The 25,898-nt window shown below is 42.2% G+C and carries 21 protein-coding genes; 18 read left to right on the top strand and 3 right to left on the bottom strand.

The features are described 5' to 3' along the window. Positions 1–181: 181 nt before the first annotated feature. From RYK49_RS11375 to RYK49_RS09355, 10 genes are all read left to right on the top strand, one after another. The gene (locus RYK49_RS11375; RefSeq protein WP_009659847.1) at positions 182–391 is read left to right on the top strand and encodes a helix-turn-helix transcriptional regulator; all 210 of its coding nucleotides are present in this window, start codon (positions 182–184) and stop codon (positions 389–391) included. 96 nt (positions 392–487) lie between these two features. Then, on the top strand, positions 488–1,252 hold the full coding sequence (locus RYK49_RS09395; protein ID WP_314865535.1) for a DUF3169 family protein: 765 nt from the start codon (positions 488–490) through the stop codon (positions 1,250–1,252). A gap of 28 nt (positions 1,253–1,280) precedes the next feature. Continuing rightward, positions 1,281–1,823 (top strand): DUF3267 domain-containing protein, encoded by a 543-nt coding sequence (locus RYK49_RS09390; protein WP_314865533.1) that lies wholly within the window; start codon positions 1,281–1,283, stop codon positions 1,821–1,823. Beyond that, entirely contained in the window at positions 1,820–2,521 is a 702-nt protein-coding gene (locus RYK49_RS09385) for a CPBP family intramembrane glutamic endopeptidase (protein WP_149566265.1), read from the top strand. Before RYK49_RS09390 ends, RYK49_RS09385 begins: the two co-directional genes overlap by 4 nt. Positions 2,522–2,542: 21 nt before the next feature. Continuing rightward, a complete protein-coding gene (locus RYK49_RS09380) occupies positions 2,543–3,196 on the top strand; it encodes a type II CAAX endopeptidase family protein (RefSeq protein WP_314865530.1) in 654 nt (217 codons plus the stop codon). Positions 3,197–3,357: 161 nt separating this feature from the next. Further along, positions 3,358–4,275: a diacylglycerol kinase family lipid kinase gene (locus tag RYK49_RS09375; protein WP_314865528.1), complete on the top strand. Its 918-nt coding sequence runs from the start codon at positions 3,358–3,360 to the stop codon at positions 4,273–4,275. Positions 4,276–4,627: 352 nt separating this feature from the next. After that, positions 4,628–5,563, top strand: coding sequence for an XRE family transcriptional regulator (locus RYK49_RS09370; protein WP_002904132.1), 936 nt, complete (start codon positions 4,628–4,630; stop codon positions 5,561–5,563). A gap of 181 nt (positions 5,564–5,744) precedes the next feature. After that, the gene (locus RYK49_RS09365; RefSeq protein ID WP_314830286.1) at positions 5,745–8,168 is read left to right on the top strand and encodes a GBS Bsp-like repeat-containing protein; all 2,424 of its coding nucleotides are present in this window, start codon (positions 5,745–5,747) and stop codon (positions 8,166–8,168) included. Between the two features lie 94 nt (positions 8,169–8,262). Then, positions 8,263–8,877: a DUF6287 domain-containing protein gene (locus RYK49_RS09360; protein ID WP_002904134.1), complete on the top strand. Its 615-nt coding sequence runs from the start codon at positions 8,263–8,265 to the stop codon at positions 8,875–8,877. A 77-nt stretch (positions 8,878–8,954) separates the two neighbouring features. Continuing rightward, the gene (locus tag RYK49_RS09355; protein ID WP_002900763.1) at positions 8,955–9,260 is read left to right on the top strand and encodes a hypothetical protein; all 306 of its coding nucleotides are present in this window, start codon (positions 8,955–8,957) and stop codon (positions 9,258–9,260) included. Between the two features lie 58 nt (positions 9,261–9,318). Here the strand turns inward: RYK49_RS09355 and nrdF are convergent, their stop codons facing one another. The 3 genes from nrdF to nrdH all read right to left on the bottom strand — a co-directional run bounded on the left by nrdF (position 9,319) and on the right by nrdH (position 12,973). Continuing rightward, positions 9,319–10,278: a class 1b ribonucleoside-diphosphate reductase subunit beta gene (gene nrdF / locus RYK49_RS09350; RefSeq protein ID WP_002896021.1), complete on the bottom strand. Its 960-nt coding sequence runs from the start codon at positions 10,276–10,278 to the stop codon at positions 9,319–9,321. 156 nt (positions 10,279–10,434) lie between these two features. Continuing rightward, entirely contained in the window at positions 10,435–12,594 is a 2,160-nt protein-coding gene (gene nrdE / locus RYK49_RS09345; protein WP_314865526.1) for a class 1b ribonucleoside-diphosphate reductase subunit alpha, read from the bottom strand. Positions 12,595–12,754: 160 nt separating this feature from the next. Next, entirely contained in the window at positions 12,755–12,973 is a 219-nt protein-coding gene (gene nrdH, locus RYK49_RS09340; protein WP_002897920.1) for a glutaredoxin-like protein NrdH, read from the bottom strand. 598 nt (positions 12,974–13,571) lie between these two features. Here nrdH and RYK49_RS09335 point away from each other — a divergent pair. The 8 genes from RYK49_RS09335 (at position 13,572) to RYK49_RS09300 (ending at position 25,841) form a co-directional block, all read left to right on the top strand. Further along, a complete protein-coding gene (locus RYK49_RS09335) occupies positions 13,572–13,835 on the top strand; it encodes a phosphocarrier protein HPr (RefSeq protein WP_002896017.1) in 264 nt (87 codons plus the stop codon). Position 13,836: 1 nt separating this feature from the next. After that, entirely contained in the window at positions 13,837–15,570 is a 1,734-nt protein-coding gene (ptsP, locus tag RYK49_RS09330) for a phosphoenolpyruvate--protein phosphotransferase (protein WP_314830288.1), read from the top strand. Between the two features lie 233 nt (positions 15,571–15,803). Continuing rightward, positions 15,804–17,228, top strand: coding sequence for an NADP-dependent glyceraldehyde-3-phosphate dehydrogenase (locus RYK49_RS09325; protein WP_314830289.1), 1,425 nt, complete (start codon positions 15,804–15,806; stop codon positions 17,226–17,228). Between the two features lie 385 nt (positions 17,229–17,613). After that, entirely contained in the window at positions 17,614–19,524 is a 1,911-nt protein-coding gene (glgB, locus tag RYK49_RS09320) for a 1,4-alpha-glucan branching protein GlgB (protein WP_002897915.1), read from the top strand. 6 nt (positions 19,525–19,530) lie between these two features. Next, positions 19,531–20,673 (top strand): glucose-1-phosphate adenylyltransferase, encoded by a 1,143-nt coding sequence (locus tag RYK49_RS09315; protein ID WP_002904142.1) that lies wholly within the window; start codon positions 19,531–19,533, stop codon positions 20,671–20,673. Further along, positions 20,663–21,802, top strand: a complete 1,140-nt coding sequence (gene glgD, locus RYK49_RS09310) for a glucose-1-phosphate adenylyltransferase subunit GlgD (RefSeq protein ID WP_314830290.1) — start codon at positions 20,663–20,665, stop codon at positions 21,800–21,802. Before RYK49_RS09315 ends, glgD begins: the two co-directional genes overlap by 11 nt. Then, the gene (glgA, locus tag RYK49_RS09305; RefSeq protein WP_314830291.1) at positions 21,799–23,229 is read left to right on the top strand and encodes a glycogen synthase GlgA; all 1,431 of its coding nucleotides are present in this window, start codon (positions 21,799–21,801) and stop codon (positions 23,227–23,229) included. The genes glgD and glgA overlap by 4 nt, the downstream gene beginning before the upstream one ends. A 215-nt stretch (positions 23,230–23,444) precedes the next feature. Next, positions 23,445–25,841 (top strand): glycogen/starch/alpha-glucan phosphorylase, encoded by a 2,397-nt coding sequence (locus RYK49_RS09300; RefSeq protein ID WP_314865525.1) that lies wholly within the window; start codon positions 23,445–23,447, stop codon positions 25,839–25,841. Positions 25,842–25,898 lie beyond the last annotated feature (57 nt).

Raw genomic sequence — 25,898 nt, 5'->3', positions numbered from 1 at the left:
TCTTGCTCGACAATCCAAAGACAATTGAGAGGCTAGGACTTTTGTCCCAGCCTCTTATTTGTCTATAATAATGGTGTTTTTGACAAAGATTATTATTTTTTTGACAAAGATACTTGTCAAAAAGAAAAGAATCTGTTACAATAATTTTATCCAAGGGAGAATAATAAATAAGGAGTTTATGATGCAGCTTAGAAATCGACTCAAGGAGTTGAGGGCGCGTGACGGTCTCAACCAGACAGAACTGGCTAAGCTGGCCGGTGTTTCCAGGCAGACAATCAGCCTTATAGAGAGAGGCGAATATACCCCATCGATTGTGATTGCCCTTAAGATTGCCCATATTTTCAACGAAAATGTTGAGAATGTCTTTCGGCTGGTGGAGGAAGCAGAATGAAGAAGCAATTAGAATTCATTTCAAGAGGAGCTAAAACAGTCCTTCAGCCTCAGCATTCTTGTATCATCTATTGTAAAAAATAAAGGAGAAGAAGTCGTGAAAGAGCAAAAACGTATATCTACACAGAAAAGAGTTTTATATAATGTCCTTATATTTCTAGCTGGAGCTTTAATAGGCGGTTTGTCTATTTTGTTTTCGGAAACTGGCCTGCTAAAAAACATCAGTTGGTCGACTATTTTTACTGTTCAACTGCTGCGCCAGTTAGGTAGGGCCAGTCTTATCCTCCTCTATCCATTGGTCTTTTTCTTGATTTATCGGACTCGTAAATACAATGAAGCTTATGAAAAAGAAGCAGATGAGGATAAGAATTATGAATGGTACCGGCTAACCTTTAAAAATCTGGAATATGCGAGCATTGTCTTTAATATCAGCAGTGCTATCGTTCTTTTTACGATTTTAGTTGGAGTCGTTTATATCGGGAATATCACTAATCATAAGAGCCCGCTTCAGTGGAGTCTTATAGATTATGCGATTGCCTTTCTTTATTTTATTTTGCAAGTTGTCTTTTTAAAGACGGTTCAAAAGGTGCGGCACTATAAGCTATCAGCCCTTCCGACTACCGAGGAAATAAAAGAATTTGCCCTCTCTTATGATGAATCAGAGCTGCAAGCCAATTATGAACAGTGCTATCTCATTCTCTTCAATGTAAATCAGAGACTTCTGCCAGCCCTCTATGTCATTTTAGGGATAGTGGGAACTTTCACACCCCTCAATGTCGTTTCGGGTTTTGTCATCCTAGTGGTGATCCATATCTATATCAATCTTATGTATTATCCAATGGTAAGAAAATATTTCAAATAAGCTTATTTCCTGATGAAAGGCGGAAATTATGAAACTACTGAAAGAACTTGATTTTATCCATAATAAAAAGGTCAATCTGGCTCTGAATATAACGGCTGTATTGCTGATCTTCCCTTTTCTAGCCCTCTTTACCTGGATTGCTATTCTAATGTATGGCAAGGGCAGCGAAGTTTTTCATTTCTTTGACTTATTCTACCTCCTTGTTCTAATGGTCATCCATGAGCTGATCCACGGCTTTTTCTTCAAGGTCTTGGGGGATGAAAATACCAAGGTCAAGTTTGGTTTTAAAAGCGGCATGGCCTATGCGACCAGTCCAGGCAGTCGTTACAGTCGGAAAAGGATGCTCGTCATCATCCTGGCACCTTTCTTTCTGATTAGCCTAGTCCTGACCTTGATCTATGCCTTGCATATTCTGACTGCGACCTCTTATATCGTTCTTGCTAGCTTCCATGCAGCCGGCTGTGCAGGAGATTTTTTCCTGGCTGTCGCTATTCTTCGGCAGAAGGGTGATATCGCTGTTGAGGATACGGAAGTCGGTATCAATATTTATCAAAAGGAGAATACAAAATGAACAACTTCAAATCAACTGCTTTAGGACTTGTAAAATGGATAGGCTTAATTGCTCTTAGCCTCCTTATAAATGCTGCTCCAATGCTATTCTTAAGGCTCGGGAAGAATTTACCTATTTATGCAGAAATCTTATTGGTAGCCTTGTATCTGATTTTAGTTTTCCTGATTTTTCGTAGCTTGTGGCGGCGTTATCAGAAGCATGTGCCTGAAGAAAAGAAAAAATTCAAACAGTCTGGCAAGGACATCGGTTTTGCTTTTCTATTCTTTTTCCTTGCCAGAGTGGCTGCTATTGTCGGTGTTTATCTCAATCTCATCCTGAGCGGCAATTCCCAGACCAGTAATGACAGCGCCATACAAGGGCTAGGGGGAATGATGTCTTCGCAGCATATCTTTTTTGCCTTGCTCTTTGTTGCAACGATTGCCTTTATCGCTCCTATCATGGAGGAATTAATTTTCCGCGGTTTTGGGACTGCCTTCTTTTTCAAAAATAATCAAAAAGTTTTGCCTGCTATTGTGACTTCTGTGGTCTTCACCCTGCCTCATATCACCCAATTGACTGAGTTCCCAATTTATTTTGCACTTGGACTGGTTCTTTATTTATCCTATGCTCGTCGGGGGAATATAAAAGATTCCATGTTGGTTCATATCCTGAACAATCTCCCTATGGCTATAATACTGCTGCTAGCTATGTTTAAGTAAATCAATCTATAAGGAATCACTATGAAATTAAAAACTTTCTTTACTAATTTTGGCCTTTATATACTTGTCCTCTTGGCCTATTTCTATATATTTTCCGCTATAGTTCTCTTCACCATAGGTTCTCTGACAGGAGGAACTTCTCAACTATTGATTTTGCCAATTTTTGTCATACTTGCCAGTCTCTATTCTTTTGCCATGTGGAAATGGTACCAGAAAGATTTGAAACTGGAAATCAAAAATACCAAGCTAACCAGTTCTATCTGGCTTCCCAGCGTCCTCTTGCTTGCTTTTATCATCTTCCAGCAGCTCGTTCCTATTGAATCTTCTGCCAATCAGAATGCTGCTGTGCAGTTGATTCAGCAGCAGCCAGCCTTTGCCTTCCTATACATGGTAATCTTTGCTCCTATTCTTGAGGAGTTGCTGACGCGAGGATTTTTGGCTAAGTTTCTCTTTCCCAACCAAAATAGCTTGGCTAAAATTCTGCTTTATTTAACTGTATCTGCCAGCTTTTTCTCTCTTCTGCACATGCCGGGTAATCTAGTACAGTTTCTGGTTTACTTCATCTTGGGAGCTATCTTTGGCCTAGGCTATCTAGCTAAGAAGGACCTGCGCTACTCAATGGGTCTACATTTGGCCAATAACCTAATTGCCTTTGTTCTCATTGTCTTCTTTTAATAGAAAAACGAAATATAAGACAGCACTTCTAAAGTTAGACAGAAAAGTCTAACTTTAGAAGTGCTTTTCTGTGGAATGGAGTTTAAATACTAAACTGCTTTTCTGGTCTTTCGAAAGCCAGCAGATTCAAATTCTTGTGAAAGTGTTTTCCAGATGGTATAATGAGCTATCAAATGAAAAGAGGTTTCTTTATGTCTAAAGTCCTATTAATTGTCAACCCTAGCTCGGGAGGCGAAAAAGCCAAGTCCTATGAAGACTTGGCAAGAGAAAAGCTGGCAGAATGTTTCGATGAGGTAGTGGTCAAGCATACTGAAAAAGGCGGAGACGCAGCGGCTTTTGCTAAGCAAGCAGCAGAAGACCGTTATGATAGCGTCTTTGTCATGGGTGGCGATGGAACAGTCAATGAAGGAATCAGCGGCCTGGCTGAACTAGACTATCGTCCGACTTTTGGCTTCTTTCCACTTGGTACGGTCAATGACTTGGCGCGTGCTCTTGGCATTCCCCTGGACGCTGAAGAAGCCATCCAGAATCTGGATATCAATAAAGTCAAGCCACTTGATATCGGTAAGATTAATGACCAGTACTTTATGAATGTGGTTGCCATTGGAACGATTCCTGAATCGATTAACAATGTGGATTCAGAAGATAAGACCAAGTGGGGCAAGTTTGCCTACTTTATCTCTGGCTTCAAGCAGTTGATGGATACTAGTTTTTACGAATTTCACTTGAAGATTGATGGAGAAGAGCGTACGATAAAGAGCAGCACACTCTTGATTGGCTCTACCAACTCAATCGGAGGTTTTGAGAGTATTCTCCCTGAAGCCACTGTCAATGACGGCTTGCTCCATCTCTTGTATCTTAAGGATAAAAATCTCTTGGACACCTTGGTTTCTGTTCCAGATTTGATTTCAGGCAATGGAGAAGAAAGTGATAATATCGAGTATCTGACCTTTAAGGAAATCACAGTTGAGTTGGTTGACGATAAGGCAGAGCTCAGCGTCAATGTTGACGGAGATGAGGGCGACCAACTGCCAGTAACGATTCGTGTCTTGCCATCTCACTTGAATGTGTATTACTAGTTTTTTTGTGTTTAGACTCAAAAAAGAATATGGTAGAAGGACTCTAAACTTTTAAGTTTGGGGTCCTTTAATACTTGTAATATACTAATTTTTAGATTTACATGCTTTTCTCAAGTGATGGCGGATGTCAGCGACCTCCTGCAGAGTTCCATGACTAGCTATTGAGCCTAAGGTCTCAATAGCTCCGCTCTACCTAACTGTTGCAACAGTTAGGTAGATTTCATCACTGAGAAAAGGAAGTAATCTTTTTGGAATTTTATTAGTAAAATCTTTCCAATTATGCTATAATAAATCTAGAATAACATGATAACATAACCAAAAGTTTCCTGATTTATTTGGGAGGGGATTGACGATGCAAGGAAAAGAATTTGGACAGCATTTGAAACAGCTTCGATTAAATAGGGGCTGGACTAAGGAGCAATTGTGTGGTGATGAGTCAAAGCTTTCTATACGGCAGTTAACCCGTTTGGAGTCAGGCATTTCCCAGCCTACTCTTTCTACTTTAGAATATCTGGCTTTCTGTCTAGAGGTCGATTTGACAACTTTGACAGGAAGTAAAAAAGAAGATGTAGCTCTACCTACTGACTATCAGCGCTTGAAGTATAAGCTGATTCGGACGACCACTTATGGCAATACCGAAGCTTTGTTCGAATTGGAGCATATCATAGATGAAATTTTTGAAGTTTATTATGATGATTTGCCAGAAGCTGAGCAGAATGTAATGGATATCTTGCAATCAAAGATTTATACTTATACTTCTGAGAAATTCCATAAGTATGGAATGACTCTCTTTGCCCAGCATTTGGACGATTTGCAGAGTAAAAAGCATTATGACGTGAATGATTTACTCTACATCCAGCTCTATCAGATCTATGTGGGAGATGAAGAGGAGATTCGGTCAGCTAAGTTTGATAAGGAATTATATGCAAGAATCGCTCAGCGATTACTGCAGTCAGTTGACTATATTCCAAATGAATATCTCTTTCTCATGCGAGATGCTCTACTGACAATCCCAGGTATTGAGTGCGAGCGAAAAGAGTTCATTTATACAAAAGATACGCTCAACAAACTTAATGTAATCATGGAATTGACAGAGGACTATCAAAAGAAACCGCTGATAAGAATGTTAGAGGGAGAATATGAGCTTTTCGTACACAAGGACGAGAAAAAAGCTCAACAATACTATGAAGAGGGACTGACACTGGCAAGATTGTTAGGTCATACTTTTCTATCTAAAAAAATGGCTGAGGAGTGGAATAAAGAACTTCGGCTCTATCATCAAGGCTAGCAGGACATCTATGTCCTGTTTTTTATTTGTAATTGAGTCTATAATTGAAACATGGAAAAAGTTAAATAGGAAAGGAGAGAATCACATGTTTAGGATTTCTTATTATCTCGCCATGATTTGGTTTTGGCTTTAGGAAATTAAATGTTGTCGTGCACAAAGATTAATAAAGGGAGCAAATAAAATGAAAAATCAATTTTTTAATAAGCAGGTTCAACGTTTTTCTATTCGTAAATATTCTCTAGGAGCAGTTTCAGTGCTTCTAGGAACATTATTATTTGCAGGGACTCAAACAGTTGCTGCTGATCAAGTAATTTCGCCAACTGGTACTGATTCAGTAGTTTCTACAGCACCTTCTGACATAGCTGTGGACACAAATCAGAGTGTTTCAGAAAAGTCAAATGCAACAGTAAGTTCTGATATTGAATCGGAAACAAAAAATGCTGTAAATAACAATTTAGTTAGTATTGAAAATGGAGTAACTTCTGAAGTTCCTGAACCACTAGAAACTGAAAATAAAGCGACAAATGCAAATGATATTCCAATCAACACTGAGCCTGTTTCTGATCAAACTTCAACAGTTAATGAAAAACAGAAAACTGTTGAAATAAATCCAGTTATAGATGATCCTACTAATCCTAAACATTTAGTAACACGTGGCTATGCCGCTTCGAATGTAGATAAGCCAGCCACCTCAATTGTTAATGATGTCAGCCGCCGCCGTGCAACTAAAGAAGAAAAAACAACTCTCAAAACAACTGTTGGTAAAGTTGCAAACGGGACTGGACATACGACTTTACTGGCTACAGGGAATGGTTCAATCGCTCGAGGCGATGATTATCCAGTAAGGTTTAAAAATCTCCCTGATTATGCTGCGGACGATTGGGGACTTATTGTTAAAAATTGTACTTCATTTACTGCTTATAGATTAAGTTCAGTTAATGGTTTTAACATTCCTCGTGCGTACGGAAATGGCGGTGAATGGGGATATCGGGCAAGAAGAGAAGGATATAGGGGAGATAATCATCCAGCTCTTGGCTCAGTCGCTTGGATTGATGATGGAAGTTACGGACATGTAGCATGGGTGTCCAATGTATTGGGAAATAATGTAGAAATTGAAGAATATAACTATGCTTGGAGTAAAAGTTATAATCGCAGAGTAGTTGCTGCAAGTTCAATCTCAGGCTTTATACATTTTAAAGATATCATTGGAGGTACATCCACACCGATTTCCCAGCCTTCTGATAATCAAGGAATCCCTGCCAGTGGAGTGTATCATTTCACTCAAAGATCCTCCATTAAAGCTGAGCCTAAGATGTCTAGTCCTGAATTAGCTTATTATGATGCAGGACAAACTGTTACATATGATCGCAAATTGGAAGCAGATGGCCATCAATGGATTAGCTATCTCTCCTTTGCTGGAAATCGTAGATATATTGCCATTGGAGTAACAAAGACAAAGGCTCCTTTAAAGGGAACCTTGACTATCCAAAACAATAATGCTCAGACAGGGACTTTTGATGTCATTGTATCTGATGTCTCTAGCCCGTATGGTGTGAAAGAAGTGAAATTACCAACTTGGTCAAGTGAAAATGGACAAGATGATATTGTTTGGTACACTGCTGCTAAACAGCCTAATGGAACATATAAAATAACTGTCAATGCAAATAAACATAAAGGTTCTACGGGAGAGTATAATATCCATCTATATTATGTTCAAAATAATGGGGAAATGGTTGGAGCTGGGGGAACGAAGACTACCGTTTCTATTAAGAAGCCTGAAGGGAAAATTACTATTCAAAATAATAATTCAAAAACAGGAACCTTTGATGTTGTTATATCTAACATTTCCAATCCTGGTGGTGTAAAAGAAGTAAAAGTACCTACATGGTCTAGTGCGAATGATCAAGATGATATTATTTGGTATACTCCTAAAAGACAATCGGATGGCACTTACAAATTGACAATAAAGGCTAGCGATCATAAATATTCCACTGGAAAATATAATGTGCATTTATACTATGTTCAAAATAATGGCCAAATGATTTGTGTAACAGGAACGACGACAGAAGTCTCCTTGGATAAGGAATTAATCCGGCCGACAGGAACTATTACTATTCGGAATAATACTTCAAAGACAGGTACCTTTGATATTATTGTGTCTAATGTTTCTAATCCTGGTGGTGTAAAAGAAGTAAAGGTACCTACATGGTCTGCTGCCAATGACCAAGATGACGTGGTTTGGTACACTGCTAGCAAGCAACCAGATGGGACTTACAAACAGACTATTAAAGTAAGTGATCATAAAAATTCCACAGGGAAATACAACGTCCACCTGTACTACGTTCAGGATGATGGAAAACTTGTAGGTGCCGGCTCAGCTACTACGGAAGTCGCATTACCAACTATATCTATTCCATCAAAAGGGAATTACGTTTTTCAAGGCTATGCTTCTATTCGGTCTGAAGCTAAAATATCAAGTCCAGAACTAGCAAACTTTGACAAAGGGAGCACAGTCTTTTATGATCAAACTTTTATTGCAGATGGTCATCAGTGGATTAGCTATGTTGGGTATAGTGGTAGCCGTCGTTATGTAGCAATAAATTAATTTTATAATATTTCAATATGATTATTGATTTTATTAATTCAAAATGTTACAATAAGATTACAAAAAGGTATTAATTCATGAGGAGGCCTCTTTTATGAAAAATGCAAAATTAATGTTTCTTGCGACTGCACTCACTTCTTCCATTATCTTGCTTGGTGCTTGCAGTAAACAGCAGGACAAGCAAACATCTCAAAGTAGTAGCTCTAGCCAAACAGTTCAAACTTCTAAATCAGATTCTAAGTCTGAAGCGAAAGCTGTTCCATCAGCTAGCCCAGATGAAACTGATGCAGCGTCAGTATCTTCTGAAGCTCAGCCTAAAAATGAAACAAAGTCTGACACGAAAGACCCAGCCACTCCAGCAGCGGGTATCGATGTCAATGCTTTGGCAGCAGGAGATTTTTCGACTGTAGCCGGTACTTGGCAAAATGATTTGGGGGATGCGATAGTATTGAATAATCAAGGGGTCGTTTCTCATACTCTGAATGGAAAAGAATCCAGCGATTATACTTTACTAAAAGGTCAAGTAAGCGATGGTAGTTATGTATCTACTCTTGCTTATACTGCTGGTAGCAGTAGCGCAACCTTTTTAGTAATTCCAGAAGGAGCTGTTTTGCCTGATACTGGAAACGAGAATCCTAAAGCACAGATTCGAGTTGGACAAGATGCTATCACTGCTTCCCAGCATCCGTATTATCGCGTATCTAATTAGTGACTGCATAAGTGGAGTTAGGGATGATGTTCCTAGCTCCACCTTTATTTGGATAAAAAACATGAAGGGAGGAAAAGATGGCTACTTTAATGATGAAAAAAATAGCTGAGGATTTAAATAAGACTAGAGTATTGGATGAAAATGGAGCTTTGGTAGCTTATTATGCCCTTCTGCCAGCTGACTTTTCTGGTGGTGACAGCAAGCTTTATCTTGAAAATCCAACGAGTCAAAGGCGGATGTATAGAATTTATCAAAATATGAAGCCCTTTTTATTTCCTATTGTCCCAGCTCATGACTGTACCGTGATTTATCTAACATCTGATGTTGGAGTTGAGATTACAGTCGCAGAACATCTGGAAGAATATATCTATGATAGTCAATAGATTAATAGTCAGTCAAAGACCCCCTCTTTCCGTATTTTGGAAAGAGGGGGTCTTTGTCTTATAAACCGTAATTATAGTCGTCATCCTGCATGGCTTCAACTTCGCCCAGCAGGTAGCCGTTACCCACCTGGGAGAAGAAGTCATGGTTGGAGGTACCGGTTGAGATACCATTCATGACGATAGGATTGACATCGTCTGCCGAGTCTGGGAAGAGTGGATCTTGTCCTAGATTCATCAGAGCCTTGTTGGCATTGTAGCGTAGGAAGGTCTTGACCTCTTCGGTCCATCCAACTGTGTCATAGAGGCTTTCAGTGTAGCCTTCTTCATTTTCATAGAGGGTGTAGAGCAGGTCGTACATCCATTCTTTGAGTTTTTCTTGCTCGTCTTCTGGCAGCTCGTTAAAAGCTAGCTGGAACTTGTAGCCGATATAGGTTCCATGGACAGACTCGTCACGGATAATCAGCTTGATAATTTCAGCAACGTTGGCCAGTTTGTTATTGCCCAGATAGTAGAGCGGAGTGAAGAAACCAGAGTAGAAGAGGAAGGTTTCTAAGAAAACGCTGGCTATTTTCTTTTCCAGAGCTGTACCGTTCAAGTAAATTTCGTTGATAATCTCAGCTTTCTTTTGCAGGTACGGATTGGTGTTGGTCCAGGCAAAGATTTCATCAATTTCTGACTTGGTGTTGAGCGTAGAAAAGATAGAAGAGTAGGACTTGGCGTGAACGGACTCCATAAATTGGATGTTGTTGAAGACAGCTTCTTCGTGAGCTGTGCGGACATCCTTGCGCAGGGCATCCACACCAGACTCAGACTGGAGGGTGTCCAGCAGGGTCAGGCCACCGAAGACCTTGCCGACCAAGTCTTTTTCCTTGTGGGACAGCTTTCTCCAGTCATCCAGGTCATTGGATAGGGGAATCCGCGTATCCAGCCAGAATTGCTCGGTCAGTTTTTCCCAGGTGGACTTATCGATGACATCTTCAATAGCATTCCAGTTAATGGCTTTGTAGTAAGTTTGCATTCTTTCTCCTTTAGTAGATGGTACGACCTGATGTGGTATCAGCTATCCCTTCTTGGATACTGTCCCAATGCTCCACGATTTTACCTTCCTGTCCATGATGAGGAAAGTAAAATTGTGACGTGGTCGAATTTCCTTTTCTTTTTCTAAAATCTCTTGTTAGATCACACAGCTTTCGCAATGGTTGGCACCTACTTCGCCGCCATCATCGGTGAAGGTGCGGACGTAGTAGATGGACTTGATACCCTTGTTGAAGGCGTAGTTACGCAGGATAGAAAGGTCGCGGGTTGTTTGCTTGCTTTCTTTTTTCCATTCGTAGAGGCCTTTAGGAATATCGCTGCGCATAAAGAGAGTCAGGGAAAGACCTTGGTCCACGTGCTCAGTTGCGGCTGCATAGACATCGATAACCTTGCGCATGTCCATGTCATAGGCACTGGTGTAGTAAGGAATAGTCTCAGTTGACAGACCAGCCGCAGGATAGTAGATCTTACCGATTTTCTTTTCTTGACGTTCTTCAATACGTTGAGTAATTGGATGGATTGAAGCAGAAACATCATTGATGTAGCTGATAGAGCCATTTGGCGCAACAGCTAGGCGGTTTTGGTGGTAGAGGCCATCAGCCTTGACCTTGTCGCGCAACTCTGCCCAATCTTCTGCAGACGGGATAAAGATACCTGCGAAGAGTTCTTTGACACGGTCAGACTTAGGTACAAATTCACCCGTCAGGTATTTGTCAAAGTAAGTTCCGTTAGCATAGTCAGATTTTTCAAAGTTATGGAAGGTCACGCCACGCTCGCGAGCAATATTGTTAGACTCAACCAAGGTCCAGTAGTTCATGAGCATGAAGTAGATGCTGGTGAACTCTACAGCTTCCGCTGATCCATAGTCAATCAACTGCTGAGCCAAGTAGCTGTGCAGTCCCATAGCTCCCAGACCAAAGGTGTGAGCCAGACTGTTACCATTGTCGATAGATGGCACAGCTGTGATGTGCGAGCTGTCTGTGACAAAGGTCAGGGCGCGTGTCATAGTCCGGATGGATTTTCCGAAGTCAGGCGAAGTCATCATGTTGACAACGTTGGTAGAACCTAAGTTACATGACACATCTGTTCCTAGGTGAAGATACTCTTGCGCATCATTCAAAAGGCTAGGCTCTTGCACCTGCAGGATTTCAGAGCAAAGGTTACTCATGACGATTTTACCGTCGATTGGATTTGAACGGTTGGCCGTATCAATGTTTACGACATAAGGATAGCCAGATTCTTGTTGGAGCTTAGAAATTTCTGTTTCCAAATCACGGGCCTTAATCTTGGTCTTAGTGATATTTGGATTAGCGACCAACTCATCGTATTTTTCAGTGATGTCAAGGTAGGCAAATGGCACACCGTACTCACGTTCAACAGAATATGGGCTGAAGAGGTACATTTCTTCATTCTTGCGCGCTAATTCGTAGAACTTATCCGGAATGACAACACCGAGTGAGAGGGTTTTAACCCGAACTTTTTCGTCAGCATTTTCTTTCTTGGTAGAAAGGAAAGAGATGATATCTGGGTGGAAGACGTTGAGGTAAACAACCCCAGCTCCCTGACGTTGGCCCAGCTGGTTAGAGTAAGAGAAACTGTCCTCAAAGAGTTTCATAACAGGCACAACCCCAGATGCAGCACCTTCATAGCCCTTGATAGGAGCTCCAGCTTCCCGCAGATTGCTGAGGGAAATACCAACCCCGCCTCCGATACGAGACAATTGCAGGGCAGAGTTGATGGAGCGGCCGATTGAGTTCATGTCATCTGTTACTTGGATGAGGAAGCAGGAAACCAATTCACCACGACGAGCCCGACCAGCGTTGAGGAAGCTTGGTGTCGCCGGTTGGTAGCGCTGGTGGATAATTTCATTGGCAATATCCTTGGCAATGGTTTCATCTCCGTTGGCAAAGTAGAGGGCGTTGAAGAGTACCCGATCTTCCATGCTTTCCAGATAGTATTCACCATCATTTGTCTTCAGGGCATACTGGTTGTAGAACTTATAAGCAGCCATGAAAGATTTAAACTTGAAATCTTGAGCATGGATAAAAGCAGTCAGCTCCTCGATGTATTCAGGAGAATAAAGTTCAATAAATTCCTTCTCCAAATAGTTTTCTTCTATTAAATATTTAATTTTTTCTGTGATAGAAGAAAATTGCTTGGTGTTTGGCTCAACGTTTTCTTTAAAAAAAGCTTTTAAGGCTTCTTGATCTTTATGAAGCATAATCTGACCATTAACTGGACGGTTGATTTCGTTGTTGAGTCGGAAGTATGTCACATCCTCTAAATGTTTGAGTCCCATGTTTTTCCTTTTCTATATAAATAAGATAATTAGTTAGCGGAAAAATATCCGCCTTACAAAAGAAACGGCCCCTATGAGCATAGGAGCTGCAGTTTGCCCTGATAATCTGTCTTTTAGTTTATCTCCCAATCAAGGCGCGCCGCCCTCAAAATAAACTACATTAAGACAGTTTTTTCAATTTACCAGGTTGGAAACCAGAAAATGCCTCAGTTGCTGTCTGAATCACAGGAGCAGCATTGAAACCAAGATCTTTGACATGGTCAATGAATTCTGGCTGTTCGTCCAAATTGATTTCGCGGTATTCTACATGATTAGTATCTAAGAAGCGCTTGGTCATTTTGCACTGAACGCAGTTGTTTTTTGAGTAAATAGTTACCATTAAAAATTCCTCTAAACTTTCGTTTTTTCTTTTAAATAATACGAAACTAGTATATCTAAAAGAAAATAGAATGTCAATAGTTTTGAACTAAATATTGTGTGATATTTTGTTATAGGATAGATTACAATACAATATATAGTGTTTATATAAGCGGTGAAAATAAGTGAAAAATTGCAGAAAAGGAGCAAGATGCTGTTGCGGCAATGCTTAAACAAGTCTTAAACCTTTAGAAAAATGACTTGTATCTTTTCCTCCCAAAAACTAAAATCCAATATCTTGTGTTACAGAATTTAGGGAATCACTAGGAGAAGTGGAGGGGGAGTTTATATTCTTAATTTATGGAAATTAACTACTATAAAAATAAGAAATTTATGATTGAAAACTTAGTAGAAGCCATTTTTGAATAAAGCTTGGGGAATGTGGGATTTTGCTCGAAAATTTTCTCTTCAATATAATAAGAGGAGTTTTCATTTACTAAGAAATATTTTGTAAGCGGGCTATAAAATTCTTGAAAAAGATTTCAAAAGGTGATATAATATCAACTTGTAAGGGTTATCACAATAACTCAAAAAGAATTATTTAAAAGGAGAGTCTAACTATGGCTTCTAAAGATTTCCACATTGTAGCAGAAACAGGTATTCACGCACGTCCAGCAACTTTGTTGGTTCAAACTGCTAGCAAATTCGCTTCAGACATCACACTTGAATACAAAGGTAAATCAGTAAACTTGAAATCTATCATGGGTGTTATGAGTCTCGGTGTTGGCCAAGGAGCTGATGTTAAGATCTCAGCTGAAGGTGCAGATGCAGACGATGCTATCGCTGCAATCTCTGAAACAATGGAAAAAGAAGGATTGGCTTAATATGACAGAAATGCTTAAAGGAATTGCAGCATCTGACGGTGTTGCCGTTGCTAAGGCATATCTATTAGTTCAACCGGATTTATCATTTGAGACTGTTTCAGTCGAAGATACGAATGCAGAAGAGGCTCGTTTGGATGCAGCTCTTGAAGCTTCACAGAACGAGCTTTCTGTTATCCGTGAGAAAGCAGTAGATAGCCTTGGTGAGGAAGCCGCTCAGGTATTTGACGCTCACTTAATGGTACTTGCTGACCCTGAAATGGTTGGGCAAATCAAAGAAACAATCCGTGCGAAAAAGACCAATGCAGAAGCTGGTCTGAAAGAAGTAACGGACATGTTTATCACTCTCTTTGAAAACATGGACGACAATCCATACATGCAGGAACGTGCAGCAGATATCCGCGACGTGACGAAGCGTGTTCTTGCTAACCTTTTGGGCAAGAAATTGCCAAACCCAGCGTCTATCAATGAAGAATCAGTTGTGATTGCTCATGACTTGACTCCTTCTGATACAGCACAGCTGGATAAGAAATTCGTTAAAGCTTTTGTAACCAATATCGGTGGCCGGACAAGCCACTCTGCTATCATGGCGCGTACGCTTGAAATCGCAGCAGTATTGGGAACTAATAACATTACTGAGCTTGTAAAAGACGGCGATGTGATTGCAGCTAACGGTATCACTGGTGAAGTAATTATCAATCCAACTGAAGATCAAATCGCAGCATTCAAGGCAGCTGGTGAGGCTTATGCTAAGCAAAAAGCTGAATGGGAATTGCTTAAAGATGCTCAGACTGTGACTGCAGATGGCAAGCACTTCGAATTGGCTGCCAATATCGGTACGCCGAAAGACGTTGAAGGTGTCAATGCTAACGGTGCAGAAGCAGTTGGTCTTTATCGGACTGAGTTCCTTTATATGGATTCTCAAGACTTCCCGACAGAAGATGAGCAGTATGAAGCATACAGGGCTGTACTTGAAGGCATGAATGGAAAACCAGTGGTTGTTCGTACGATGGACATCGGTGGAGATAAGGAACTTCCTTACTTCGATATGCCGCATGAAATGAACCCATTCCTTGGTTTCCGTGCTTTGCGTATCTCTATCTCTGAAACTGGCGATGCTATGTTCCGTACACAAATCCGCGCTCTCTTGCGTGCTTCTGTACATGGACAATTGCGCATCATGTTCCCAATGGTAGCCCTTCTGACAGAATTCCGCAAAGCTAAAGCGGTTTATGACGAAGAAAAAGCTAAGTTACAGGCTGAAGGCGTTGCAGTAGCAGACAATATCCAAGTGGGTATCATGATTGAAATCCCAGCAGCAGCTATGCTGGCGGATCAATTTGCCAAGGAAGTAGACTTCTTCTCAATCGGTACTAACGACTTGATCCAGTACACTATGGCAGCTGACCGGATGAATGAGCAAGTCTCTTACCTCTATCAACCTTACAACCCTTCTATCCTTCGCTTGATCAACAATGTTATCAAGGCAGCTCATGCTGAAGGCAAGTGGGCAGGTATGTGTGGAGAAATGGCCGGCGACCAAACAGCGGTGCCATTGCTCGTAGGTATGGGCTTGGATGAATTCTCTATGAGCGCGACTTCTGTCCTTCGGACTCGTAGCCTCATGAAGAAGCTGGATACGAAGAAAATGCAAGAACTGGCTCAGCGTGCACTGACTGAATGTGCTACGATGGAAGAAGTTCTTGAGCTTGAAAAAGAGTATCTCGACTTCGATTAATCTGAAGAATGAAGATCAGGAAAATTTTCCTGGTCTTTTTTTGTTATGACCTCATAGTAAGAGGGAGCAAAAAGTGGAAGCAGAAGAAAAAAATAGCAAATAAGCAAGTAGAATATGACCGAACTAAGATTATCTATTTAATTTGTGAAAAAAATCCTTAAATTTAAGGATTTTAGTTGAAATTTTCAGAAAATTTGGTAAAATAATATTTAATAACATTTTGGAGGGGACAAGTGACACAATATAAAAACTATATAAATGGAGAGTGGAAAGTTTCTGAAAATGAAATCACCATCTCATCTCCCATCAACAATGAGATTTTAGGAACTGTTCCTGCGATGACTCAGGCAGAGGTAGACAATGCGATGGCGAGTGCTCGTGCAGCTTTGCCAGCTTGGAGAGCTCTTTCAGCAGTTGAACGTGCAGCTTATCTGCATAAGGTTGCGGATATTTTGGAGCGCGATCAGGAGAAGATTGGTGAAATCCTTGCAAAGGAAGTTGCCAAGGGTATCAAAGCGGCAGTAGGAGAGGTAGTCCGGACAGCAGACTTGATTCGCTATGCGGCTGAAGAAGGGATTCGTATTCACGGACAGGTTATGGAAGGTGGCGGCTTTGAAGCTGCCAGCAAGAAAAAATTGGCTGTGGTCCGTCGTGAGCCTGTAGGAGTTGTATTGGCTATTGCGCCATTTAACTACCCAGTCAACCTGTCTGGTTCTAAGATTGCTCCTGCCCTTATCGGCGGAAATGTCGTGATGTTTAAGCCACCTACTCAAGGTTCAATCTCTGGTTTGCTCTTGGCTCAGGCTTTTGCTGAGGCTGGTCTGCCTGCTGGTGTTTTCAATACCATCACAGGACGTGGTTCAGAAATCGGGGATTACATCATTGAGCATAAGGAAGTAAACTACATTAACTTTACTGGTTCCACTCCAATCGGTGAGCGCATCGGTAAGTTGGCTGGCATGCGTCCAATTATGTTAGAATTGGGTGGTAAGGATGCTGCAGTTGTGCTGGAAGATGCTGACTTGGAGCATGCAGCTAAGCAGATAGTTGGTGGGGCATACAGCTATTCCGGCCAGCGCTGTACGGCTATTAAACGTGTCATTGTTATGGGGAGCGTAGCAGATAAATTAGCGGCGCTGCTTCAGGCAGAGGTAGAGAAACTGACGGTTGGTGATCCCTTTGATAATGCGGATATCACACCAGTCATTGATAATGCATCAGCAGATTTCATCTGGGGCTTGATTGAAGATGCTCAAGAAAAAGGAGCGTCAGCCTTGACAGAAATCAAACGTGAAGCAAATCTCATCTGGCCTGCCTTGTTTGACCATGTGACACTGGATATGAAATTAGCTTGGGAAGAGCCGTTTGGTCCTGTTCTTCCGATTATTCGTGTGACTTCCGTTGAAGAGGCTATCCAAATCTGTAACCAGTCAGAATTTGGTCTTCAATCTTCAGTCTTTACAAATGATTTCCCGAAAGCATTTGAAATTGCTGAGAAACTGGAAGTGGGTACTGTACACATCAATAATAAGACCCAACGTGGTCCAGATAACTTCCCATTCCTTGGTGTTAAGGGATCTGGAGCAGGAGTGCAAGGGATTCGTTACAGTATCGAAGCGATGACACAAGTGAAATCCATCGTGTTTGATGTGAAATAATGAGAAAGGCGGCTTTGTGCGGCCTTTTTTCTTACCTTGATGAACTTGTAAATTTAACAAGATTAACGCATGATTTGATAAGAATTAATCATTTATGTGTTTAATTGCTTATTATTTTAAAATGTAAATTTACATATTGGTCTATATCTTTATGAAAATTTTCATCTTTTTCTTGTTTTGGATAGCTCCTATATTTAGTGAAAAAGGAATTAAAACATATCGAGAGACACAAAATGCAGTGTTTTCTCTCTCATTTATTACTAATTTCAGCTAATGTTCGGTTTTAGTAATTTTCCGTAAGGATATTTGAAATTTACTTGAAAAAGAGATAAAAATAATGTAGAATAGTATTATAGAAAACGCTTACAAATAGAAAGGTGATTGCATGGATAAGAACGAAGCATTAAGAACCTTTACAACAGGTGAAAACTTTCATTTACAGCATTATCTAGGGGCGCATCAGGATGAAGTGGACGGCAAGTCTGGCTATTCTTTCCGCGTTTGGGCGCCTAATGCTCAGAGTGTCCATTTGATTGGAGATTTCACCAATTGGTATGAAGAGCAGATTCCTATGGTCCGAAATGAAGCGGGCGTTTGGGAAGTCTTCACGGAGCTGCCTAAGGAAGGAGATATTTACAAGTACAATATCAAGCGCAGCAGTGGTCAGGAAATTTTGAAAATTGATCCGTTGGCTATTTATCTGGAAGAACGTCCGGGAACGGGAGCAGTTATTCGCACCATTCCCGAGAAGAAGTGGAAAGACGGTCTTTGGCTGGCACGCCGGAAGCGTTGGGGCTTCTTCTCTCGGCCGGTCAATATCTATGAAGTGCATGCTGGCTCTTGGAAACGTAATGAAGACGGCAGTCCTTATAGCTTTGCCCAGTTAAAAGAAGACTTGATTCCTTATCTGGTGGAAATGAACTACACACATGTGGAATTCATGCCGCTTATGGCTCATCCGCTAGGACTTAGCTGGGGCTATCAGCTCATGGGCTACTTCGCCTTTGAGCACACCTACGGGACTCCTGAGCAATTTCAGGACTTTGTCGAAGAATGCCACTTGAACAATATCGGTGTCATTGTAGACTGGGTACCAGGTCATTTCACTATTAATGATGATGCTCTGGCCTACTATGACGGGACACCGACTTTCGAGTATCAGGATCACGACCGGGCTCATAACTATGGCTGGGGTGCTCTCAACTTTGATTTGGGCAAGAATCAGGTTCAGTCTTTCTTGATTTCCAGCATTAAATTCTGGATTGATTTTTACCATCTGGACGGAATTCGGGTTGATGCTGTCAGCAATATGCTCTATCTAGACTATGACAGCGGTCCATGGCAGCCAAATAAAGATGGCGGTAATCGCAACTATGAGGGCTATTACTTCCTGCAACGCCTCAATACGGTTATCAAACTAGCTCATCCTGATGTCATGATGATTGCAGAGGAAAGCTCCTCAGAGACCAAGATTACTGGCATGAGAGAGCTGGGTGGTCTTGGATTTGACTACAAGTGGAATATGGGCTGGATGAATGACATCCTACGCTTCTACGAGGAAGATCCGATTTATCGTAAGTACGATTTTAATCTGGTGACCTTTAGCTTTATGTACGCTTTCTCTGAAAACTTCCTCCTGCCATTCTCGCATGATGAAGTGGTTCACGGTAAGAAGAGTCTTATGCACAAGATGTGGGGTGACCGCTACAATCAATTCGCAGGGCTCCGCAACTTGCTGACCTATCAGATCTGTCATCCGGGCAAGAAACTGCTCTTTATGGGATCAGAATTTGGTCAGTTCCTAGAATGGAAGTCAGAAGAGCAACTAGAATGGTCTAATCTGGACGATCAGATGAACAAGAAGATGCAGGGCTTCACTGCTGCACTCAATGCCTTTTATAAAGACAATCGTCCGCTTTGGGAAATTGATCTGAGCTATGATGGCATCGAAATCATTGATGCGGATAACACTGATCAAAGTGTTCTCTCCTTTATCCGTAAGACGGAAAAAGGAGATATGTTAGTTTGTGTATTCAATATGGCGCCGGTAGAGCGGAAGAACTTTACCATCGGTGTTCCAGTGGAAGCCATTTATGAAGAAGTATGGAACACTGAATTAGAAGAATGGGGAGGTGTTTGGAAGGAACATAACGAAACAGTTCAGTCTCAAGAAGGACTTTGGAAAGATTATCCACAGACCTTGACCTTTACGCTTCCAGCTCTTGGAGCCAGCATCTGGAAGATCAAGCGTCGGATTGCTCGCAAAAATGTTAAAAAAGATTCCACAAAGGAGTAGTAGTCTATGAAGAATGAAATGCTAGCTTTGATTCTTGCCGGCGGGCAAGGAACTCGTCTTGGAAAGCTCACACAGAGTATCGCAAAACCAGCGGTACAGTTTGGCGGTCGCTATCGTATTATTGACTTCGCCTTGTCTAACTGTGCCAACTCCGGTATTCATAATGTCGGTGTCATTACTCAGTACCAACCACTAGCTCTGAACAGTCACATCGGAAATGGTTCTAGCTGGGGTCTCGATGGTATTAACTCAGGCGTGTCCATTCTTCAGCCTTATTCTGCGAGCGAAGGAAATCGTTGGTTTGAAGGTACCAGCCATGCGATTTATCAAAATATCGACTATATCGACAGCATCAATCCTGAGTATGTCCTGATTTTGTCTGGGGACCATATCTACAAGATGGACTATGATGACATGCTTCAGTCTCACAAGGACAACAATGCCAGCTTGACAGTAGCCGTTCTGGATGTGCCTCTCAAAGAAGCCAGCCGTTTTGGCATCATGAATACAGATGCTAATAATCGGATTGTTGAATTTGAAGAAAAACCAGAAAATCCTAAGTCAACCAAGGCTTCTATGGGGATTTATATCTTTGACTGGCAGCGTCTGCGCAATATGCTGGTAGCTGCTGAAAAGAGCAATGTAGATATGTCTGACTTTGGTAAGAATGTTATCCCTAACTACCTTGAATCTGGCGAAAGCGTTTATGCTTATGACTTTGCAGGCTATTGGAAAGACGTTGGTACAGTAGAGTCTCTCTGGGAAGCCAACATGGAATACATCAGCCCAGAAAATGCTCTGGATAGCCGCAATCGTCGCTGGAAGATTTATTCTCGCAACTTGATTTCTCCGCCAAACTTCATCAGTGAAAATTCCCACGTGGAAGACTCGCTGGTCGTTGATGGCTGTTTCGTTGACGGTACAGTAAAACACTCTATTCTTTCTACTGGTGCTCAGGTCAAAAAGGGGGCAGTCATTGAAGACTCTGTTATCATGAGTGGAGCTGTTATTGGCAAAGACGCTAAGATCAAGCGGGCCATTATCGGCGAAGGTGCTATCATCTCTGATGGTGTAGAGATTGATGGTACAGAGGAAGTATATGTTGTCGGATACAACGAGAAAGTGGGGGTACCAAAAGATGAAGATTGATAAATACTCAGCAATTTTAGGAAACACAGTCGGCTTCCATGATATGTCAACTCTGACAAATCATCGTCCAGTAGCCAGCTTGCCATTCGGTGGGAAATACCGCTTGATTGACTTCCCGCTTTCAAGTCTTGCCAATGCTGGTATCCGCAGTGTCTTTGGTATCTTCCAGCAGGACAATATCAGCTCTGTTTTTGACCATATTCGTTCTGGTCGTGAGTGGGGTCTGTCTACCTTGCTCAGCCACTATTACTTGGGAATCTACAATACCCGTGTAGAAAGTTCTACAGTCGGTGAGGAATACTATGATCAGCTTTTGACCTACCTGAAACGTTCCGGTTCCAACCAAACGGTTGCACTTAACTGCGATGTCTTGGTTAATATTGACCTCAATCAAGTTTTCCACTTGCACAATACAACAGAGCAGCCGATTACAGTTGTCTACAAGAAATTGCATAAGGAAAATATTTCGGATGTGAATGCTGTCCTAGATATTGATGAGACAGACCATGTCAGAGGGCATAAACTCTTTGATGGCCGAGAGGATACTGAGCTCTTTAATATGTCTACAGACATCTTTGTGGTGGATACTCCATGGCTGATTGAAAAGCTGGAAGAAGAAGCCAAGAAAGAGCATCCCCAAAAACTGCGCTATGTCCTGCGTGATTTAGCAACTCAGGAAGGGGCATTTGCCTACGAATATACAGGCTATCTGGCGAATATCTATTCTGTAGAGACCTACTACAGATCCAATATCGATATGCTTGAAAGTAAAAAATTCTACTCTCTCTTCAGTCCGAACCAAAAGATTTACACCAAGGTTAAGAATGAAGAGCCAACTTACTATGCTGAGTCTTCAAAAGTATCTCGCTCCCAGTTTGCGTCAGGAAGCATTGTGGAAGGTGAGGTCATCGATTCTGTGATTTCGCGGAATACCAAGATTAAGACTGGAAGCAGTGTTAAATCCAGTGTTCTCTTCCCTCGAGTGAAAGTTGGAGAAAATGCAACTGTCGAGTACGCGATTGTGGACAAGGGTGTTGAAATTGGCGAAGGAGTGGTGATTCGCGGAACTGCAGAAGACCCAATCGTAGTCAAGAAGAGCCAAAAAGTTACAGAGGACATAATTCGATGAAGATTTTATTTGCAGCAGCAGAAGGAGCCCCATTTTCTAAGACAGGTGGTTTGGGAGACGTTATCGGCGCTCTCCCCAAATCTCTGGTCAAGGCTGGCCATGAAGTTGGTGTCATTCTGCCATACTATGACATGACCCATGCCAAATTTGGCGATCAGGTGGAAGACCTTTTCTACTTTGAAGTCAGTGTTGGCTGGCGTCGCCAATACGTTGGGGTCAAGCGACTGGTCTTGAACGGTGTGTCCTTCTATTTTATTGACAATCAGCATTATTTCTTTCGCGGTCATGTTTACGGGGATTTTGATGATGGTGAGCGCTTTGCTTACTTCCAGTTAGCAGCCGTAGAGCTGATGGAGCGGATTGATTTTATTCCGGATGTTCTGCATGTTCACGATTATCATACAGCTATGATTCCTTTCTTGGTTAAGGAAAAATACCATTGGATTCAAGCATATCAGAATATCAAGACTGTCTTGACCATCCATAATCTGGAGTTCCAAGGTCAATTCCCGGACAGCATGCTTTGGGAACTGTTTGGAGTGGGCTATGAGCGCTATGCAGACGGAACCCTGCGTTGGAATGACTGTCTCAACTGGATGAAGGCTGGTATTCTCTATGCGGATCGAGTGACGACTGTATCACCAAGCTATGCAGGTGAAATCCGGACACCAGAATTTGGCTGCAATTTGGATCAAATCTTGCGGATGGAGTCCGGTAAGTTGGTCGGAATTGTCAATGGTATTGATACGGATATCTATAATCCAGAAACGGATCCACTCTTAGCCCACCACTTTGACAAATCCGACTTATCTGGTAAATTAGAAAACAAGCGAGCTTTGCAAGAGCGAGTTGGTCTGCCTGTGCGTGATGATGTGCCGGTTGTTGGGATTGTTTCCCGCCTGACGCGTCAGAAAGGCTTTGATTTGGTAGTGGAAGAGCTGCACAATCTCCTGCAGGAAAATGTGCAGATTATCTTATTAGGGACAGGCGATCCAGCTTTTGAACAGGCTTTCGCTTGGTTTGGTCATGCCTATCCAGATAAGCTTTCAGCTAATATCCTCTTTGATGTGACCTTGGCTCAGGAGATTTACGCTGCCAGCGATATTTTCCTCATGCCAAGCCGCTTCGAGCCTTGTGGCCTGTCACAAATGATGGCTATGCGCTATGGAACCTTGCCTTTGGTGCATGAAGTGGGCGGTCTGCGTGATACCGTAGAGCCTTACAATGCCTATACAGGACAGGGAACTGGCTTTAGCTTCAATAACTTTTCTGGCTACTGGCTGACTTGGACCTTCAAGGAAGCACTCAGACTTTATGCCGATGACAAGGAAGCTTGGAAATCTCTGCAAGAGCAGGCCATGGAGAGAGACTTCTCTTGGGATACAGCTAGCCAGGCTTACAGTGATTTATATCAATCACTCCTGTAACATTTACTTTGGAATCAGTGTAAACAAATCCTCTCTTGTCCATGGGACAAGGGAGGATTTCCGTGAGAATTACATTTTTATATATTATCATACTGTTTTGGAGCTCTGTTTTTAGCTTGTAGCTGAAGCGAGTGTTTCCCATCTTGATTGAAAAAAAGTATTCCTGCGTTTAAAAACTGTTTCCCGCTTTTAAGAAAGGGAGATAACCACCCACCATGGAACTGACAAAAGAACGTTTTATTCGAGATTTTAAGGATATTCTACATGAAAGACAGCTGATTAAGGTTGCTGATGCGACTTCAGTGGAGCTCTTTCAGGCTCTGGCCAGCACTGTCCGCAAGTATATCACACCCCTGTGGCTGGAGCGCCGCAATCAGTTGATTGAGCAGCAGCAAAAGACAGCTTATTACTTTTCTATCGAGTTTCTTCCAGGACGCATGCTAGAAACCAATCTGCTCAACCTGGGTATCCTCGATACGGTCAAGGAAGGCTTTGCTGATTTGGGCGTTGACTTTGAGGATGTTAAGAATGCTGAGTATGACATGGCCTTGGGAAATGGTGGTCTGGGACGCTTGGCGGCTGCCTTCATGGACTCGCTGGCAACAACTGGCTATCCAGGATTTGGAAATGGGATTCGCTATCGCTATGGCCTCTTTAAGCAACGCATCGTAGATGGCTATCAGGTAGAAATTCCTGATGCTTGGTTTGGCAGTCTGGGCAATGTCTGGGAAACCCGTAAGGACCATGATATTGTTGATGTCAAAATCTTCGGAAATGTTTCCCTCCATGCCAATGAAAAGGGGCGGATCGTGCCACTTTATGAGAATTCCAAAATCCTGCGGGCCGTTCCTTACGATGTGCCACAGATTGGCTTTGGCAATGACAATGTCAACAATCTCCGGCTTTGGGATGTTGAAATTCCAGAAGAGCATGAACTGGACTATCCGACTATTGAAGCCCGTCGCCGGGTGCAAGACATCACTGCTATTCTTTATCCAGACGACTCTAGCTACGAAGGAAAAGAGCTGCGCTTGATCCAGGAATACTTCATGACCAGTGCCGGTCTGCAGACCATTATCAAATCCTACCTCAAGCAAGATCGCCCGCTCAAGGATATTCATGAGAAGGTCTCTGTCCATATCAACGATACCCACCCAGCTGTCGCACCGGCTGAATTTATGCGTCTCTTGATGGATGAGTACGATTTGGAATGGGCTGATGCTTGGAATGCTACGGTTAAAACCATGAGCTACACCAACCACACCATTCTGTCTGAAGCCTTGGAAAAATGGGATGCGGAGCTCTTTAAGAATGTCCTGCCGCGGGTTTATCAGATTATCCTTGAAATTGACAACCGCTATGTAGCTGAAATGGCTGGGCGTGGCCTTGATCCGCAAGTCATCGAAAACACTCGGATTGTCAAGGATAATCAAATCCACATGGCCCACTTGGCTATCATTGGTGGCCACTCAATCAATGGGGTTGCTAAACTTCACACCGAACTGCTCAAAGAAGATACTTTGCGTGATTTCTATAGCATTTACCCAGAGAAGTTTAATAACAAGACCAATGGTATTATCCAGCGCCGCTGGCTACAAATTGCGGATGAACCTTTATCGGCTGAGATTGATAAGCTGATTGGTCAGGGCTGGAGAAGTGATATCCATGAGCTGCGCAAGCTTTTGGAATTCAAGGACAATCAGCAAGTGCAGGGTGATTTTTATCGAGTGAAGCAAGAAGCCAAGGCTCGTCTGGCTGACTTTATCAAGGAATCAACAGAAGTGGAAGTCTCTACAGAAGCCATCTTTGATGTGCAGGTGAAACGCCTCCACGCCTACAAGCGTCAGCTGCTCAACTTGCTTCATATCATCAAGCTCTACTGGGACCTTAAGGATAATCCAGACAAGGATATGGTACCGCGCGTCTTTATCTTCGGTGCCAAGGCTGCTCCAGGCTACCACTTTGCCAAGTCTGTTATTAAGCTGATCAATGAAGTAGCCAATCTGGTCAACAAGGATGAAAGCCTGCAAGGAAAACTCAAGGTTGTCTTCTTGGAAAACTACCGGGTCAGCTTGGCTGAGCTCATCATTCCAGCGGCAGATGTATCCGAGCAGATTTCTCTAGCTTCCAAGGAAGCTTCTGGCACTTCCAACATGAAGTTCATGATGACAGGTGCCATTACCTTGGCTACTCTGGACGGAGCCAATATCGAAATCAAGGACGAGGTTGGTGATGATAATATTGTCATCTTCGGAATGGACAAGGACCAAGTTTACGAGCACTATGCCCTCCATGATTACTACTCACGCGGTGTCTATGAAAGCAATCCAGACATTCGCCGAGTGGTCGATACTTTTGTCAACGGAACCATTCCAAACGTTCGTGAAGAAGGCTCTGAAATCTACGAAGCCCTTATCACCCACAATGATGAATACTTCCTCTTGGAAGACTTCCATGCCTATGTAGAAGCTCAAGAGAAGATTGATGCTCTCTATCGTGACAAAGAAAAATGGGCCCGCATGAGCTTAATCAACATCGCTACATCTGACAAGTTTACCTCAGATGATACCATTGAGCAATATGCCAAGGAAATCTGGAACTTAGAGAAATAAAAGGCTTCAGATGAAATGAAAACAAGAGATTGAGACCAAGCTCTCAGTCTCTTTTGC

The organism is uncultured Streptococcus sp., from assembly GCF_963525625.1.
GTDB lineage: Bacteria > Bacillota > Bacilli > Lactobacillales > Streptococcaceae > Streptococcus.
This window is presented reverse-complemented; position numbering and strand designations above follow the sequence as displayed.

Coding starts and splice junctions, on each gene's coding strand:
- ptsP (WP_314830288.1), top strand. CDS start 13,837: ATGACAGAAATGCTTAAAGGAATTGCAGCATCTGACGGTGTTGCCGTT.
- RYK49_RS09380 (WP_314865530.1), top strand. CDS start 2,543: ATGAAATTAAAAACTTTCTTTACTAATTTTGGCCTTTATATACTTGTC.
- glgB (WP_002897915.1), top strand. CDS start 17,614: ATGGATAAGAACGAAGCATTAAGAACCTTTACAACAGGTGAAAACTTT.
- glgA (WP_314830291.1), top strand. CDS start 21,799: ATGAAGATTTTATTTGCAGCAGCAGAAGGAGCCCCATTTTCTAAGACA.
- nrdE (WP_314865526.1), bottom strand. CDS start 12,594: ATGGGACTCAAACATTTAGAGGATGTGACATACTTCCGACTCAACAAC.
- RYK49_RS09335 (WP_002896017.1), top strand. CDS start 13,572: ATGGCTTCTAAAGATTTCCACATTGTAGCAGAAACAGGTATTCACGCA.
- RYK49_RS09315 (WP_002904142.1), top strand. CDS start 19,531: ATGAAGAATGAAATGCTAGCTTTGATTCTTGCCGGCGGGCAAGGAACT.
- nrdF (WP_002896021.1), bottom strand. CDS start 10,278: ATGCAAACTTACTACAAAGCCATTAACTGGAATGCTATTGAAGATGTC.
- RYK49_RS09390 (WP_314865533.1), top strand. CDS start 1,281: ATGAAACTACTGAAAGAACTTGATTTTATCCATAATAAAAAGGTCAAT.
- glgD (WP_314830290.1), top strand. CDS start 20,663: ATGAAGATTGATAAATACTCAGCAATTTTAGGAAACACAGTCGGCTTC.
- RYK49_RS09385 (WP_149566265.1), top strand. CDS start 1,820: ATGAACAACTTCAAATCAACTGCTTTAGGACTTGTAAAATGGATAGGC.
- RYK49_RS09365 (WP_314830286.1), top strand. CDS start 5,745: ATGAAAAATCAATTTTTTAATAAGCAGGTTCAACGTTTTTCTATTCGT.
- RYK49_RS09300 (WP_314865525.1), top strand. CDS start 23,445: ATGGAACTGACAAAAGAACGTTTTATTCGAGATTTTAAGGATATTCTA.
- nrdH (WP_002897920.1), bottom strand. CDS start 12,973: ATGGTAACTATTTACTCAAAAAACAACTGCGTTCAGTGCAAAATGACC.
- RYK49_RS11375 (WP_009659847.1), top strand. CDS start 182: ATGCAGCTTAGAAATCGACTCAAGGAGTTGAGGGCGCGTGACGGTCTC.
- RYK49_RS09375 (WP_314865528.1), top strand. CDS start 3,358: ATGAGCTATCAAATGAAAAGAGGTTTCTTTATGTCTAAAGTCCTATTA.
- RYK49_RS09370 (WP_002904132.1), top strand. CDS start 4,628: ATGCAAGGAAAAGAATTTGGACAGCATTTGAAACAGCTTCGATTAAAT.
- RYK49_RS09360 (WP_002904134.1), top strand. CDS start 8,263: ATGAAAAATGCAAAATTAATGTTTCTTGCGACTGCACTCACTTCTTCC.
- RYK49_RS09355 (WP_002900763.1), top strand. CDS start 8,955: ATGGCTACTTTAATGATGAAAAAAATAGCTGAGGATTTAAATAAGACT.